Source organism: Nocardiopsis sp. MG754419, from assembly GCF_018207095.1.
In the GTDB taxonomy this organism is placed as follows: domain Bacteria; phylum Actinomycetota; class Actinomycetes; order Streptosporangiales; family Streptosporangiaceae; genus Nocardiopsis.
On sequence record NZ_QOCZ01000063.1, the window covers coordinates 13,210 to 27,740 of the forward strand.

Genomic DNA, 14,531 nt, shown 5'->3' on the forward strand with positions numbered 1-14,531 from the left:
GGCGCGCGACGTGGCAGGGCGCCCGCCGATCGGTGGGCGCCGCCATCGGCCTGTGCGACGACCAGAGTGAAGAGGGACATGAGCCACATCACCGTGGGCGAGGTCGCCCCCGCGTTCACCCTCCAGGACCAGTACGGTCAGGACACCACCCTGGGGCACGACGGGCCGGTGCTGCTGGTCTTCTACCCGCTGGCCTTCTCCGGGATCTGCTCGGGTGAACTGGCCGACCTCAAGGAACACCACGCCCAACTCCGGGAACTCGGTGTCACCGTTCTCGCGGTGTCGGTGGACTCCACCTTCGCCCTGCGCACGTGGTCGGACCGGGAGGACTTCCCGTTCGCGCTCCTGTCGGACTTTTGGCCGCACGGGGACGTCGCCCGTGCCTACGGGGTGTTCGACCCCGAACGCGGGATCGCCCGGCGCGGCACCTTCCTCATCGATTCCGAGGGCATCGTCCGCTGGTCGGTCCTCACCCCGACCGGGCGGCCGCGCGACGTGACGGCGTACCTGGAGCGGTCCCGCGCCCTGACCGGATAACCCGGCGCAACGGGCACCGCGACGCGGTATGATCTCTCGCGACGCATCGGGCGCGTAGCTCAGTTGGTTAGAGCAATTGCCTTACAAGCAATAGGCCAGGGGTTCGAGTCCCTTCGCGCCCACGTATTCAGGACGACCCCGCTCGGGGGCCTTCGGCCCCCTCGCCGGGTCGTCCGTCGCGTTCACCGGGCAGACCCCCGAACCTCGCCCTCCCACCCCCTGTGTCCGGGGTCGCGATGGCCAGCAGGGCGGGCGGAACGACCTCTGACAAGGCGAGGCCGTGCCTCGTAGGTCGTCGTCGGTTGCGCGGGGTCCACTCGACGCAGAGCGTCCCGCCCCCGTCCGGGCCTGAAGGCGCTCACGGGGACGCCTTCGACTCGTTCCCACCGCACACGGCGGGCCATCGACACGCGGCCGCGCCGGGCGGGTCCCCACGGCTCCGCCCGCGTCCCTCCCCGCACCAGGCTCCGTCGTGTCCGAAGGGCGCTGGAGCCGACCCTCACACCTTCGGCCCGGGCCGTGCCGATCCCCGGTTGATCGGAGCGCATCCGAGTCCGGGTTCGGACCGGGACGAGCGCGAAGCGCTGCTCCGCACGGGGTCGCCGCCACTCGGGCCGACTCCGGTCCGCGCGCGTTCCGCGACCGCGCCCGAGTGTCGATCAGGAAGAAAGAAGCCACGCGACCGCCGCCCCTCTAGCGTGAGAGCACGACACGGATCGATCGGCACGGGAGCACCCATGAGCAGTGAACGGAGCAAGGACACGTCCTCGGAACCGACGCTCTCCGACGAGGAGCGCGCCGCACTGAAGGAACGTGTCACCGAACGCAAGAGAGAGGCACGGCGGGGGCGCGGGGCGAACAAGGCGGAGGCCGACGCGCAGGACGTGCGGGCCAGGATCGCGGAGGTGCCGGAACCGGACCGGCTGCTGGCCGAACGGGTGCACGCCCTGGTGACCGCGGCGGCCCCGGACCTGGCCCCCAAGCTCTGGTACGGCCAGCCGGCCTGGGCCAGGAAGGGGAAGGTGGTGTGTTACTTCCGTAGCGGTCGGATGGACAAGGAACGCTACTCGACGTTCGGTTTCAGCGAGCAGGCCCGACTCGACGACGACAGCGGTCTGTGGCCCACGGCCTTCGCGCTGACCGAGCTCGGTGAGGAGGCCGAGGAACGGCTCACGGCGTTGGTGAAGCAGGCCGTGGGCTGAGTGACGGAACGCACCGTCGCCGGGGCGCGGGCGGCCGAACGCCGGCCCGCGCCCCGGGGCCGGTCACCCGGTGATGGTCCAGGTTCCCCGGCGGTGGTTGCGGGCGTTCCCGTCGGGGTCGTACCCGCCCTCGGCGTTGCCCGCGATATCCACCGAGAACCAGTGCACGGTGGTGGTCTCCTCGATCAGCAGGGTCTCCGGCTCGCCGCGCACCCCCGACAACTCCAGCCTGGGGGAGTCGAAGGTGGGTCGGCTGCCGTCGAGCGTGTAGTGGATCTCGGCGGGTTCGGTGGTCGTGAAGACGACCTCCACCGGCCCGCCGTGTTCACCCGGGCGCGGGGAGACGTGCGAACGCGGACGCACCCGGTCGTTCTGGTGCTCCAAGGCCACCTCCAACATGCTGTACAGCCCGTTGGCGTACTCCATGCCCTGGGCGTGGGCCTCCTCCCACGGCGGCTGGAACCCGGCCTGACCCAGCTCGAAGTTCCACGCGAAGATCCCGTGCCCGTACCAGAGGTGGTCGCCCGAGTTGCCCGCCGCCGAGTAGAGCACGTCGATGATCGGGCCGGTGCGGGCCGGGGTCACCACGGTGCCGCGGTGTTCCTTGATGGCGCCCAGGATGGAGGTGGAGGACTCCCAGAAGTAGGACTCCTCCATCGCCGTCGGCCGGGGGGTGGGCACCCGTCCCTCGGCGACGTAGGCGCCCGGGGACCACATGAAGTAGTCGCCCGAGGAGTGGATGTTCATCGAGAAGGCGATGTTGTCGTGGGTGTCGACCAGCCACTCCAGGTTCCGGTTCTCCGGCTGCGACATCGGGCCCAGTGCCTCGGGGCCGGCGAAGGTGCCGCCGGTGCAGCTGAAGGACGCTCCCGCGTAGCCGTCCCAGAGGGTGTAGGAGCCGTGGTTGCGGTTGTTGTCCACACCCCATTGCGCGCCCTGTTCCACGGCCCACTGGTCGCGCGGGCCGTCGGTGTCGCAGTAGTTGGTCATGTTCTTGCGGTGCATCGGCACGTCGTAGAACGAGTAGTTCGCGCCGTCCGGGTTGAACGACGGCATGAGGAAGATGTCCAGCCCGTCCACCAGCGCGGTGGTGGTCTCGTGGACGCCGTAGTTGTGCACCAGCCGCTCGGCCGTCTCCAGGGTCACCAAGGGGGTCTGCCATTCGCGGGCGTGCTCCTGGGCATAGCCCAGCACCCCCGTCCTGGAGCCGTCCCGGGTGGAGCCGATGCGCAGCGCGTACACCGGCGCGGGCTCGCGGGAGACCTCCGCGGGGGCGTTGAGGAAGTCCTCGGCCCGCACCCGCTCGGCGTGCACCACGCCGTCCCCGGCACCGCCCCGGTAGGTGAACGCGTGGACTCGGTCGGCGGCGGCCCCGTTGATCGCGGACACGACCTCGGCCGCGGTCGAGGTGATCGCCCCGGCGTCGTCCGTGGCCAGGTGGACGGTGATCTCGTCCCCGTCCACGCCCACCGACAGGTCGGCGTCGGGCGCGGCGGGATCGCGCAGGTCCACGACGACGTCGTTGCCGCCCTCGTGACCGTAGGCGAGCGTCTCCACGATGACGCCCCGGTCCGCGTTCCGCCCGTCCACGCCCACACCCAGGATGGCCTGAGCGTGGCGTCGGTACCCCCCGGTGCGGTGCGGCAGTTCGACGACCTCGGCGATGTCGGGGAAGTCGTCCGCGATCTGGTGGATGCGGTCGTAGAGCTCGCCCGGTGTCATGTACGCGTTGAGGAAGTCGGTGTGCGGTAGCGGGTCGCCCGGGGTGCCCGGGTCGGGCAGCCACTCGGTGACCTCCGCCTCGACACTGCCTCCGTGCGGGTCGCTCACCCGGATGCGGTCGGGCCGCTCCTCCACCGGAGCCTGGCCGCGGTGGTACATGTACACGCCCACGTCCACGAACCGGGTCAGGTTCTGGGTGCCGCCGTCACCGATCTCCGTGCCCGGTCCGGCGTCGCGCTCCACGGTCAGGGCGAAGTTCGTGTCCTGACCGTGGGGGGAGCGCACCTCCACGGAGAGGAAGGCACCGGCACGGCCCTCGAAGTAGTCGGCGCGCAGGACCTCGAGGTCGTTCCCGGCGGATCGGGGGGCCACCGCGCCGTCCGGCTCGTTCTCCGCCCGCAACCGCTCGATGGTGGCCTCGCGTTCCTCCAGGCGCTCCTCCGCGTCGGACTCGGTGTACACCACGTCGGCGAAGCCGAAACCGGCGTCGTCGTAGAGCTCCTGCTCGAAGGGGCCGACCACCACCCGGGCGACGAACCCGTCCCCGGCCGGATCCACCTGGGCGATGTCTCCGCCCAAGTCGACGAGCCGGTCCAGCTCGTCCCGATCCTCCACATGGATCTCCACCACCGACGTCTCGTCGAGGTCCACGGTGTCCTCGTCGGCCGCCGCGGGCAGCGCCGTCGGCAGCAGCAGCGCGAACGCCGCGACGACCACCACTCCGGCACGGCCGCGTGGCCTCGTCCCGGTCGATCTGTGTGACTGTCCCATCCCGGTCCTTCTCGCTCGGCGCGGAACCGGTGGTCGCCCGGCGTCCGCGATGAGGCCACCGCCGATCGGACGGTGACACGGAGGGGCACGGACGGATCGGCCGCGGGACCACGGGAAGGCACTCACATCGTCGTCGGGACGTGCGGCGGGAAGGCCGGAGGGTCGAGGAGTGGGGTATGTGGGGGATGTGCCGGGGTGGACGGCGCGGCCACCGTCACGCACCCGAGTACGGCTGTGCCTTCGAGGTTCACGCGTGACCGGGGTCCCGTCAAGGACGGCAAAGCGAAAAGGTGGACGCGGCTCCGGTCTCGGGCAGGGTCGGGCTCCCCGCCCGTGGCGAACGCCCGGTACCGTTCCGGTCGCACGACCAAGGCGCCCCCCGGATCGGTCCCGCGTCCCGGAGTCGTCCTTCCCGCCGTCCCGAGCAACCGGGACGCCCGGTCGGGTTCCGAACACGCCGAGGGCCGGTGAGCGTTGAAACACCACCGCCCACGGTGGCACCCTCGCACCGAGGGCGCCTGGACAACGACGTCCGGGCGGCCTCCACCGCAGCTCCGGGTTCAGCCCGTCGTGCCGTCCCCCGTGTCCTCGGGCAGGTCGGCGTGGGCGGCCAGCAACCGTCCCGCGTGCCGGATGTGCTCGACCATCGCCGCGCGGGCCGCCTCGGGGTCCCGGGCCCGGAAGGCCTCCAGGACGGCGAAGTGGTCATGGCGCGTGGCGTCCGGCCAACCGCCGACCCGCTGGTAGTAGCGCAGGGGCACGTACCGGGTCGCGGTCTTGAGGAACCACGCCAGCTTGGTCGATCCGGCCGCACGGTTGACGGTGCGGTGGAACTCGTGGTTCAGCCGCTCCACCGTGGTCAGGTCGCCTTCGCCCAGGGCGGTGACCAGTTTCTCCTGGAGTTCCCCCAGTTCGGCGATCTGTTCGTCGTCGAGCAGGGGAGTGGCGCGGGCCGCCAGTTCGCCCGCCAGTTGGGCCTGCACCCAGAACAGGTCGAGCAGGTCCTGCTCGGACAGGGGGGCCACCAGGAATCCACGTCGTGGTGCCAGGGTCAGGATCCCCTCGCCGCGCAGCGCCAGTAGCCCCTCCCGGACCGGGGTGATGCTCATGCCGAGGTCCTCGGCGAGTTTCTCGACCCGGACGAACTCACCCGCACGCAGTTGACCGGTGAGAACGAGCTCGCGTACGTGCGCCGCCACCTCGTCGCTGAGCTGGGGTCGGGCCATCGGTCGCTCCTGATCGTGCCGCCGGTTCGGTACCCCCGAACCTATCGCCTCCATAGATCATGCATTATATTTTCTGCATCGGCGAAGAGAGGCGACACCGTGACCGAACCCCATCCCCTGCCCCTGACGGGCCTGCGCGTCGTGGAACTGTCCGGTTTCGTGGCCACTCCGCTGTGCGGTCTCACGCTCGCCCAGCTCGGGGCCGAGGTCATCCGGGTCGAACCGCTCGGTGGAGCCCCGGACCGGAACCGGTGGCCGCTCAGCCCGGAGGGCACCAGCCTCTACTGGACCGGTCTCAACCGTGGCAAGCGGGCGATCGAGGTCGACCTGACCCGGCCCGAGGGCCGCCGCCTGGTGGCCGACCTGATCGTGGACGGCGACGGCATCGTCGTGAGCAACTCCGAACGCCACCCCGACCTGGGCTTCGAGCGACTGAGCGTGCGCCGCCCCGACCTCATCCACCTCACCCTCGTGGGACGGCGCGACGGCGGTACCGCCGTCGACTACACGGTGCAGGCCGCGTCGGGGTTCCCGATGGCCTCCGGGCCCGCCGACCACCGCGGTCCCGTGAACTCCTCCGTGCCCACCTGGGACATCGCCGCGGGACTGTACCTGGCCAGTGGTCTGCTGGCCGCCGAACGTCACCGGACCCGCACCGGCGAGGGCGGCCGGCTGAGGATCGCCCTGGAGGACGCGGCCATGGCCACCGCGGGCACCCTCGGGCACCTGGCCGAGGCGCAGCTGCGTCCCGACACCCCGCGTGAGCCGGACGGCAACCACGTGTACGGCTCCTTCGGCCGCGACTTCACCAGCGCGGACGGCTCCCGCTTCATGGTGGTGGCCCTGACCCGCCGCCACTGGTCGGACCTGGTGGAGGCGACCGGACTGCGCGCGGTGGTGGCCGCGCTGGAACATGCCCTGGACACCGACCTCTCCCAGGAGGGCGAACGTCACCGTCACCGCGAGGCGCTGTCCGGGCTCCTGGTCTCCTGGTTCGACCGCCACACGGCCGAGGAGGTGCGGACGGCGCTGGGCACCACACGGCTGGTGTGGTCGGAGTACCGCACCTTCGCCGAGGTCGCCGTGGGACTGCCCGAGGATCCGCTCTTCCACCGGGTCGCGCAGCCCGGCGTGGCCGCCCACTACGCCCCCTCCTGCCCGCTCACCGTGGACGGTTCCGCGGCGGCGCCCTGGCCCGCGCCGCGCGTGGGCGAACACACCCACGACGTGCTCGGCCTCGACGAGGACGAGACCCGTCGCCTGGTCGACCTCGGGGTACTGCGCCCCGTGCACCCCTGACCTCCGAAACGCCCCATCCCGACACCCCACGAGCGAGGAAACCGATATGAGCCGACTGTCAGCGGACGAGAAGGACATGGTGGACCTGGTCGCCACCTTCGTCGACGAGCGTGTGCGCGGCCGGGTCCGGGACTTCGAGGCGACGGACACCTACCCCGAGGAGTTCATCGAGGAGATGAAGAAGCTCGGTGTGTTCGGGCTGCTCGTCCCCGACGAGCACGGGGGCGTGGACGTCAGCGCCGCCTGTTTCGCCCGCATCACCGAGGAGCTCGCCCGCGGGTGGATGAGCCTGGCCGGGGCCATGGGCGGACACTCGGTCATCGCCTACCTGATCCGCGAGTTCGGCACCACCGAGCAGAAGCGGCGCTACCTGCCCGGCATGGCCGACGGGTCCCTCCGTGCCACCATGGCGCTGACCGAACCCTCCGGCGGCAGCGACCTCCAGGCCATGCGCACCCAGGCGCGCGTCGACGGCGACGCCTACGTGGTCAACGGGTCCAAGACGTGGATCTCCAACGCCCACCACGTCGGCCTCATCGGTCTTCTGTGCGTGACCGACCCCGAGGCCGCCCCCGCGCACCGGGGCATGAGCGTGCTGTTGGTCGAACCGGGGGAGGGGCTCACCGTCTCCGGAAAGATCCCCAAGCTCGGTTATCGCGGCGTGGAGGCCTGCGAGCTGACCTTCGAGGACATGCGTGTGCCGGCCGACGCCGTGCTGGGCGGGGAGGCGCACCGCGGCTGGGGACAGATGATGCGCGGTCTGGAGGTCGGCCGGATCCAGGTCGCCGCCCGCGCGGTGGGGGTGGCCCAGGCCGCGCTCGCCGACGCCGTCACCTACGCCCAGGACCGGGAGTCCTTCGGTAAGCCCATCTGGAAGCACCAGTCGGTGGGCAACCTGCTCGCGGACATGGCCACGAAGGTGCGGGCGGCCCGCCTCATGACGGTCGACGCCGCGGAGCGGCTCGACGAGGGCGTGCGCGCCGACATGGAGGCCGGCATGGCGAAGCTGTTCGCCTCCGAGGTCGCCATGGAGGTGGCCCTGGACGCCATGCGGGTGCACGGCGGTTACGGATACTCGCGCGAGTACGAGGTGGAGCGGTACTTCCGGGACGCCCCGCTCATGATCCTCGGCGAGGGCACCAACGAGATCCAGCGCAACGTCATCGCCGCCCAGCTCATCGCCCGCGACGCGCGCGGGGACACCGCGATCTGATCCGCGCCCGGACGGGGACGTCCCGGTGGTCGGGCACCACCGGGGCTCCCCGCCATCGTGGTCCCCCGGAGCTCGCCCGCCTCCTCGGTGGGGACGCACACGAGGATCCCACCGACCGCGCGCGGGACACCGTCGGGATCCACGGCCGGGACCGCCCCGCCCGCGCGACCGAGGGCGGCACCCCTGTCGCGCCACGACCACCACACGACCGCTCGACCCGAAGGAGGGCCCGGGATGGGCCGTCTCGCCGAGACAGAAGGACTCACCGACGAACAGCGGGAGATGCTCGCGGTCGTCCGCGCGTTCGTCGACCGGGAGATCCTGCCCGTCGCCACCGCACTGGAGCACCGCGACGAGTACCCCACCGACATCGTCGAGGGGCTCAAGGAGCTCGGTATCTTCGGGCTGACCATCCCCGAGGAGTACGGCGGCCTCGGTGAGTCCCTGCTCACCTACGCCCTGGTGGTGGAGGAGCTCTCCCGCGGGTGGATGAGCGTGTCGGGGGTCGTCAACACCCACTTCATCGTGGCGTACATGCTCCTGCGGCACGGCACCGACGAGCAGAGGCGTCGCTACCTGCCGCGCATGGCCACCGGGGACCTGCGCGGCGCGTTCTCCATGTCCGAACCGGCGCTGGGTTCGGACGTCGCGGCGATCTCCACCAAGGCCACCCGGCTCGACGACGGCGGCTACTCCATCACCGGCCAGAAGATGTGGCTGACCAACGGTGGATCGGCCCACCTGGTCGCTCTGCTGGCCCGCACCGACGAGGGCGCCGACGCCCCGCACCGCAACCTCACCACGTTCCTGGTGGAGAAGGAGCCCGGCTTCGGGGAGACCGCCCAGGGACTCACCGTGCCCGGCAAGATCGAGAAGATGGGTTACAAGGGGGTCGACACCACCGAACTGCTCCTGGACGACCACCGCATCGGCGCCGACCGCGTGCTGGGCGAGGCGCCCGGGCGCGGTTTCTACCAGATGATGGACGGTGTCGAGGTGGGCCGGGTCAACGTGGCCGCGCGTGCCGTCGGGGTGGCCCACCGCGCCTTCGAACTGGGTGTGGCCTACGCCCAGCAGCGTGAGACCTTCGGCAGGCCCATCGCCGAGCACCAGGCGGTGCTGTTCAGGATCGCCGAGATGGGCACCAAGGTCGAGGCCGCTCACGCGTTGGTCGTCAACGCCGCCCGTAAGAAGGACTCGGGGGAGCGCAACGACCGGGAGTCGGGCATGGCCAAGTACCTGGCCGCCGAGTACTGCCGTGAGGTCGTCGAGGACGCCTTCCGCATCCACGGTGGCTACGGCTACTCCAAGGAGTACGAGATCGAGCGTCTGTACCGGGAGGCCCCGATGCTGCTCATCGGTGAGGGCACGGCCGACATCCAACGCATGATCATCGGCCGGCGCCTCCTGGAGGACTACCGGCTCTAGGGTCGGTGCGCCGTACCGCGGGGATGTCCCGGTGTCGTGGTGTCGGTGGCGTCATCCGATACGCGGAGAGGGGAGTGCCGGGGTCGTCCCACCGATGGCCCTGAGGGTTCCCACCTCGCGCTCGGGTGCGCGGACGCGGGCCGCTGCGGGAGCGGAGCCGCTGGAGGCCACGGGCCGGACGTAGGCCGTGGGCCCGGACCGCCTGCGCGATCCGGGCCCACGGCGTTCTCGCGCCGCTCCGGAGGACCCGGGGGCGCGGCGTCGCTACTCGGCTCCGGGCCCCTCACCCAGGAAGAACGCGGTCGTGCGGTCCCGGGCCGCCTCCGCCTGCGCGCGGGGAGTGCCCGAGACGATGCCCGCCTCCGCCCACGCGGCGCTGCTCGCGGTGATGAACCGGCGCCCCTGCTCGGTGGTCTCCCAACCGTCGGCCTCCACCGGTGCGTCGGTACCGACGCTCAGGTACGTGGCCAGTCCCAGGAACGCCAGGTCCCAGCCCACGCCGGTCGCTCCCGGACCGAACCGTTCCCAGAACGCCTCCACCTTCTCGGCGTCCGCGGTGTGCTCCAGGGTCAGCCGGGCGCCGTCGCCGTCGGGGTCGACCCGCACCGCGATCCAACTGACGTCGCCTCCGTACTCCCAGGTGGCCTGGAAGGACCGGGGCGGGGAGCAGGACTCGATCGTGCCGCTCGCGTTGCCCTCCACCTGGTACGTGCCGCCCGCGCGCAGGTCGCCCGAGACCGGGGCGAACCACCGGGGGAGACGCTCGGTGGAGGTGCAGGCCTCCCACAGGTCCGCGACCCCGGTGTCGTAACGCTGACTGATCACCGACACCAGCGTGCGTCGGCCCTCACCGTCCCGGGTCTCCAGACCGCGGGTGACCGCGCCGACCTGCCGGTCGACGTCGAGACTCGTGTGCTCACCCATCGTGTTCCCCCTCCATACGTCGCTGTCGCCCGCCCCGGGCGATCTCGGTCTCCAGCGCGGCGAACCTCGGTGCCCAGAAGCGGCGGAACGGGCCCAGCCAGTCGTCCACCGGGCGCAGTGCGTCGGCGTTCACCGAGTACATCCGCCGGGTGCCTTCGGCGCGCACGGCCGTCATTCCGCTGTCCCGCAGGACCCGCAGGTGCTGGGAGACGGCGGGCTGACTGATCCCGAACTCCTCGCGGACCACGGTGGTCAGCTCACCGGAACTGAGCTCCCCGTCGGTGAGCAGCTCCAGCAGCCGGCGTCTGACCGGGTCACCGAGTACGTCGAAGGCGTGCATGGGCGGATCATATCAGCGACCACTTATATAAGCGAGAACTGATAAAAGAATCGGCGTGGAGTGGTGCGGAACCCCGGCGGAGCGGTCTCGCCCGGGGGAGACCGCCCGTGCCCGGGCCGCCTCCGGGAGGCGTGGAGCCCCGCCCCACGGAGGCCGCGCGCTCCACCGCACCCGTCGCACTCGCCCGAGCGTCCCGATCGTCGGGCCCCGGTGCTCGGGGGGAGCGGCCGAGGGGCGGACGGGAAGGCCCGCTCGGCGCGGCGGAGTCCGGGCGGTTCGGTGGGGTCGAGGGCGCGGTTCAGTGGTCCCGTTGGAAGGCCCACACCGAGAGCGGGGCGAACACCGCGACCAGGCCGGCCGACCAGGCCAGGGTCCAGGTGACCGAGGCGCCGGCGGGGGTGCCGGTGAGCAGCGCGCGGGCCGCGTCCATGACGTGGGTGACCGGGTTGACCCCCGCCCAGGTCCGCAACCAGTCGGGCAGGGTCTCCACGGGCGCCGCCATGCTCGTGCCCAGCAGCAACGGCAGGATGGCGATGAAGGTGACCGCCATGACCGCGCTCTCGTCGCGCATGAGCACGCCCAGGAACACCATGGCCCAGCTCAGGGCGGAACCGAACCCGATCGCCAGGGCGGCGGCCGCGACCGCGGAACCCGCGTCGGTCTCCACGCGGAACCCCATGAGGAAGCCGATCGCGAAGAGGATCAGCACGGTGATCACGTACCGGACCAGGTCCGCCAGGACCGACCCGAGCAGCGGGGCGGACCGGCTGATGGGCAGGCTGCGGAACCGGTCGTAGACGCCCTTCTTCATGTCGATGTTGATGGTGAGACCGGACGAGAGCATCCCGGCCACGCTCGCGCCCATCACCATCACCCCGGGGAACAGGTACTGGAGGTAGGCGTCGGTGGAGCCGGACACCGCACCGCCGAACAGGTACACGAACAGGACCAGGAACATCGCCGGGGTGACCACCCCGTTGACCAGGCTCCCCGGGCTGCGCAGGGACTTGGTCAGGCTCCGCCCGGCCAGGACGAGGCCGTGCCGGGGCAGGGCGGCCGGCCGGCGGGTCGGTGCGGGGGCGTTCACGCGGACTCCTTCGCGGTGGTGTCGGGGGAGGTGCCGGTCAGGGCGAAGAACACCTCGTCCAGGCCGGGCAGGTGCAGGGAGAACTCGGTGACCCGTACGTCCGCCTCGCGCAGGGCGCGCGCCAGCTCCCAGGCGGTGTCCTCGCCGTCGACCGGCATGGAGAGCGTGTCGCGGCCGGTGCGGTCGGGGGCGCGTCCGCCGATCCGCTCCATCACCCGGGCGGCCGTCCCGTACCGGTCGGTGTCGGTGGGCCGCAACGACACGGCCTGGCCGCCGACCACCCGCTTGAGCTCGGCCGGGGTGCCGTCGGCGATGACCCGCCCCCGGTCGATCACGGTGATGGCGTCGGCCAGCGCGTCGGCCTCCTCCAGGTACTGGGTGGTGAGCAGCACGGTGGTGCCCTCCGCGGTGAGTTGGCGGACCATGCGCCACAGATCCTCGCGCCTGCCCGGGTCGAGACCGACGGAGGGTTCGTCGAGGAACACCACGTGGGGTCGGCCCACGAGCGAGGCGGCCAGGTCCAGTCGGCGCAGCATCCCCCCGGAGTAGGTGGCGACGGGGCGTCGCGCCGCCTCGGTGAGGGCGAACCGTTCGAGCAGCGCGTGGGCGCGGGCGGTGGCCCCCGCCCTGCCCAGGTCGAGGAGCCTGCCGATGAGGACCAGGTTGGCCAGGCCGGACAACTCCTCGTCGAGCATCGAGGTCTGCCCGGTGAGCCCGATCCCGCGGCGGACCCGGTCCGCCGCGCGCACGACGTCGTGCCCACCGACGACGGCGGTGCCCTCGTCGGGGCGGGTGAGGGTGGCCAGGATGCGCAGGGCGGTGGTCTTGCCCGCGCCGTTGGGTCCCAGGACGCCGAGGACGGTGCCGGGGCGGGCGGACAGGTCCACCCCGGCCAGGGCGGTCGTCCGCCCGAACCGTTTCACCAGTCCTCGGGCCCGGAAGGCGTGGTCGGTCATGGTGCCTCACTCACTCTCGCGGTCGTGCGCACATTCAGATGACAACATCATTCAGATGATGACGGTATCCGAGTGGTCGAGGTATCTCAACGTAGGATGGGCGGGAGGTGCCACGGCGAGGAGGACGAGGGTGCGGCTGAGCAGGGTCCAGCAGCAGGAGCGCAACCGGGCGAGAGTGCTCGCCGCTGCGCGGGAGGAGTTCGCCGAACACGGGTTCCGTGGCACCGGTGTCGACCGCATCGCCGCGCGGGCCGACCTCACCCGAGGGGCCGTCTACTCCAACTTCCCGGGCAAGCGCGCCCTGTACTTCGCCGCCCTGGCCGAGGTCGCCGAACAGGCGCCGGTGGGAGAGGCCGAGGCCACCGGCGCGGCGCAGGCCCTGGGAGCCTTCGCCCGTTCCTGGGTGAGTGGTCTGCCCGTCGGAGGTGACGACCGTGGGGACGCCGACCTCATGGCCGAGATCACCGCAGATCCCCGGGCGAGCGCGGTCTTCGCTCGGATCGCCATGCTGGAGTCGGTGCTGCTCGGGGCGGCGCTGGAGTACCTGAGCCCCGGTGAACGACGGGTGCGTGTGGCCCGGAGCGTGCTCACCACGCTGCACGGCGCCGGGCGGATGGCCACCGCGGCCCCCGGCTTCACCGACCCCTTCACCGTCATCCGTGCCTGCGAACATCTGGCCGGGCTGGACCTGGAGGACGCCTGGCCGCTGCCGCACCTCGCCCACGTGCCGCCGGCGCGGGCCGTCGACCGGCCCTGGAGCGGCCCTGTCGCCTTCGACCTGCTCACCCGCGCCCCGGTGTCGGTGGACGCGGGGGTCGTCGTCGTACTGGGGCTGCGCCGACTGGAGGCGGCGGAGGAGGCCCTGCGCGCCGCCCCCGACGGTGTGCCGATCACCCTGGTGCCGGTCACCGATGATCCGGGCGAGCTCCTGCCGTTGGTCCGGCTGGCCGTCGCCGCCCTGCGCGGCCACCTGTCCCGTGCCTTTCCCACGGCGGCCTGGACCCGTGCGCGGATCGTGCTCGACCCGGCCGTGGCCGCCGCGGTCGGGGTGACGGAGCCGGACGAGGAGACCGAGTCCGCGTCGCTGGTCGAGGGCGGCCGGATCCTCGCCCGGGCCCAGGGCCGCGGCGCGGGGCACGCGGTGGCCGCGTGCGCCTCGGGCGCCGTGCCGTCCACCGGGGCGTCCGGAGGCTGACCCCGCTCCCGTCCGGAGGTGGGCCACGGGTTCACCCGGGCCCGCCCGCGTCGCCGGTGAGACCCGCGTCGGATCGCCGCCGCGTGCGGGCAGGGGCGTCCATGGCCGTCGCCACGGCCGCCTGCTCCGGGGTGGCCCCTGACACGATCCAGGAGGCCGTCTCCGCACGCGGCACCCCCGAGTCCCACCACGCCCGCAGGAGCGCCTCGGCGTCCGTCCCCGACGCGGCCCTCCGCGCGGCCTCGGTGGGGAGCAGGCCCAGGCAGCGGTACAGCACCGCCGGGGTCGCCGGTACTCCGGCCCGGGCCCAGGGCACCGCCTCCGGACCACGCCATCCGGCGTCCACGTAGGCACGCGCGCGGGCGTGCCCGACCCCCGCGGCCGTCAGGGCGCGCATCGTCTCCGCTCCGGCGTCGTCCAGTGCCAGGTCCCGGTCCTTCTGGTGGTGCAGCGGTCGTCTCAACGCGCCGAACGGAGGCAGAGGCGCACCGCGCGGACGAGGTGTGCCCGAGTCGTCGTCCGGCGCACGCGACCGAGCGGCGTCCCCGGGGTTCCGGCCGGCCGGCGGGGCGGGGTCCGTGTCGTGCGCCAGGGGTGGGCCCGCGCGCCGGGTCGCGGGCCCACCCCTGGC

General features: G+C 72.2%; 13 protein-coding genes and 1 tRNA gene. 7 read left to right on the forward strand and 7 right to left on the reverse strand.

The genetic code is table 11. The features are described 5' to 3' along the window. The first annotated feature begins 78 nt into the window (after positions 1–78). The 3 genes from DSY14_RS14245 to DSY14_RS14255 all read left to right on the forward strand — a co-directional run bounded on the left by DSY14_RS14245 (position 79) and on the right by DSY14_RS14255 (position 1,739). Positions 79–537 (forward strand): peroxiredoxin, encoded by a 459-nt coding sequence (locus DSY14_RS14245; RefSeq protein WP_211717027.1) that lies wholly within the window; start codon positions 79–81, stop codon positions 535–537. A 48-nt stretch (positions 538–585) separates the two neighbouring features. Continuing rightward, a tRNA-Val gene (locus tag DSY14_RS14250) sits at positions 586–659 on the forward strand. A 615-nt stretch (positions 660–1,274) separates the two neighbouring features. Then, positions 1,275–1,739, forward strand: a complete 465-nt coding sequence (locus tag DSY14_RS14255; RefSeq protein WP_211717028.1) for an iron chaperone — start codon at positions 1,275–1,277, stop codon at positions 1,737–1,739. A 63-nt stretch (positions 1,740–1,802) separates the two neighbouring features. Here the strand turns inward: DSY14_RS14255 and DSY14_RS14260 are convergent, their stop codons facing one another. Both DSY14_RS14260 and DSY14_RS14265 read right to left on the reverse strand, forming a co-directional pair. Next, entirely contained in the window at positions 1,803–4,232 is a 2,430-nt protein-coding gene (locus DSY14_RS14260; RefSeq protein ID WP_211717029.1) for a M14 family metallopeptidase, read from the reverse strand. Between the two features lie 560 nt (positions 4,233–4,792). Further along, entirely contained in the window at positions 4,793–5,458 is a 666-nt protein-coding gene (locus DSY14_RS14265; RefSeq protein ID WP_211717030.1) for a GntR family transcriptional regulator, read from the reverse strand. Positions 5,459–5,557: 99 nt separating this feature from the next. On the opposite strand from DSY14_RS14265, the gene DSY14_RS14270 reads away from it, so the two are divergent. From DSY14_RS14270 to DSY14_RS14280, 3 genes are all read left to right on the forward strand, one after another. Further along, entirely contained in the window at positions 5,558–6,757 is a 1,200-nt protein-coding gene (locus DSY14_RS14270; RefSeq protein ID WP_211717031.1) for a CoA transferase, read from the forward strand. A 46-nt stretch (positions 6,758–6,803) separates the two neighbouring features. Then, complete coding sequence (locus DSY14_RS14275) at positions 6,804–7,970, forward strand: acyl-CoA dehydrogenase family protein (RefSeq protein WP_211717032.1); 1,167 nt, start codon at positions 6,804–6,806, stop codon at positions 7,968–7,970. A gap of 234 nt (positions 7,971–8,204) precedes the next feature. Then, positions 8,205–9,398: an acyl-CoA dehydrogenase family protein gene (locus DSY14_RS14280; protein WP_211717033.1), complete on the forward strand. Its 1,194-nt coding sequence runs from the start codon at positions 8,205–8,207 to the stop codon at positions 9,396–9,398. Positions 9,399–9,662: 264 nt separating this feature from the next. Here DSY14_RS14280 and DSY14_RS14285 read toward each other — a convergent pair whose 3' ends face one another. The 4 genes from DSY14_RS14285 to DSY14_RS14300 all read right to left on the reverse strand — a co-directional run bounded on the left by DSY14_RS14285 (position 9,663) and on the right by DSY14_RS14300 (position 12,705). Further along, positions 9,663–10,322, reverse strand: coding sequence for an SRPBCC family protein (locus tag DSY14_RS14285; protein ID WP_211717034.1), 660 nt, complete (start codon positions 10,320–10,322; stop codon positions 9,663–9,665). Continuing rightward, complete coding sequence (locus DSY14_RS14290) at positions 10,315–10,662, reverse strand: helix-turn-helix transcriptional regulator (protein WP_211717035.1); 348 nt, start codon at positions 10,660–10,662, stop codon at positions 10,315–10,317. The genes DSY14_RS14285 and DSY14_RS14290 overlap by 8 nt, the downstream gene beginning before the upstream one ends. 298 nt (positions 10,663–10,960) lie before the next feature. Continuing rightward, positions 10,961–11,749, reverse strand: coding sequence for an ABC transporter permease (locus DSY14_RS14295; protein ID WP_211717036.1), 789 nt, complete (start codon positions 11,747–11,749; stop codon positions 10,961–10,963). Then, positions 11,746–12,705 (reverse strand): ATP-binding cassette domain-containing protein, encoded by a 960-nt coding sequence (locus DSY14_RS14300; protein WP_211717037.1) that lies wholly within the window; start codon positions 12,703–12,705, stop codon positions 11,746–11,748. Before DSY14_RS14300 ends, DSY14_RS14295 begins: the two co-directional genes overlap by 4 nt. A 130-nt stretch (positions 12,706–12,835) precedes the next feature. Here DSY14_RS14300 and DSY14_RS14305 point away from each other — a divergent pair, with 130 nt between their 5' ends. Then, positions 12,836–13,900, forward strand: coding sequence for a helix-turn-helix domain-containing protein (locus DSY14_RS14305; RefSeq protein ID WP_307851225.1), 1,065 nt, complete (start codon positions 12,836–12,838; stop codon positions 13,898–13,900). A 31-nt stretch (positions 13,901–13,931) separates the two neighbouring features. Here the strand turns inward: DSY14_RS14305 and DSY14_RS14310 are convergent, their stop codons facing one another. Further along, positions 13,932–14,363 (reverse strand): hypothetical protein, encoded by a 432-nt coding sequence (locus tag DSY14_RS14310; protein ID WP_211717038.1) that lies wholly within the window; start codon positions 14,361–14,363, stop codon positions 13,932–13,934. Positions 14,364–14,531 lie beyond the last annotated feature (168 nt).